The 980-nt window shown below is 47.8% G+C and carries 2 tRNA genes and 1 rRNA gene; all 3 read right to left on the bottom strand.

Annotated elements, in window-relative coordinates:
- A 23S ribosomal RNA gene (locus AC07N8_RS29435) occupies nt 1-385 on the bottom strand; the annotation flags it as partial.
- Nucleotides 386-632: 247 nt separating this feature from the next.
- Nucleotides 633-708 (bottom strand) — tRNA-Ala (locus tag AC07N8_RS29430).
- Nucleotides 709-738: 30 nt separating this feature from the next.
- A tRNA-Ile gene (locus AC07N8_RS29425) sits at nt 739-815 on the bottom strand.
- Nucleotides 816-980 lie beyond the last annotated feature (165 nt).

Raw genomic sequence — 980 nt, 5'->3', positions numbered from 1 at the left:
AAGTTTCTCGTGCTCCGTCCTACTCGATTTCATGACTAAGAGATTTTCGCGTACAGGGCTATCACCCACTATGGCCGCACTTTCCAGAGCGTTCCGCTAATCTCAAAGCCACTTAAGGGCTAGTCCCCGTTCGCTCGCCACTACTAAGGGAATCTCGGTTGATTTCTTTTCCTCAGGGTACTTAGATGTTTCAGTTCCCCTGGTTCGCCTCTTAAGCCTATGTATTCAGCTTAAGATAACCATCTTATGATGGCTGGGTTCCCCCATTCAGACATCTCCGGATCAAAGTCTGTTTGCCGACTCCCCGAAGCTTTTCGCAGGCTACCACGTCTTTCATCGCCTCTGACTGCCAAGGCATCCACCGTATGCGCTTCTTCACTTGACCATATAACCCCAAGCAATCTGGTTATACTGTGAAGACGACATTCGCCGAAAATTCGAATTTCTCAATTAAGAGAACTCACAAATTTTACCTTAGCCTGATCCGTTACCAGTGAAAGTAACGTCCAGTCTATCTTTCTATCACATACCCAAATTTTTAAAGAACGAACTAGTCAAAGACTAGAAATCAACATTCACCATCTCGCGATGGAATGCTCATTTCTAAGCTTTCTTACTAACAGAAGCAGTAGTGGTGGAGCCAAACGGGATCGAACCGTTGACCTCCTGCGTGCAAGGCAGGCGCTCTCCCAGCTGAGCTATGGCCCCGTATTTCTACAGGCGTTTCCCACACAAAATTGGTGGGTCTGGGCAGATTCGAACTGCCGACCTCACCCTTATCAGGGGTGCGCTCTAACCAACTGAGCTACAGACCCAATTTCGAGCTACTAAGGCCGACCTCACCCTGCTCTTAACCACAAAGCATGGGGTACGCTCTAACCAACTCAGCTACAAACCGATACAGGCTGCTTCTTTCGTCTTCTTCAATGAATCAAGCAATTCGTGTGGGAACTTATGGAGCAGCTGATGTCGTCGATTAA

This window comes from Pseudomonas sp. GW821-FHT10C09, assembly GCF_059415465.1.
Note: the sequence above shows the minus strand (reverse complement) of the source record. Positions and strands in the feature narration are given on the sequence as shown.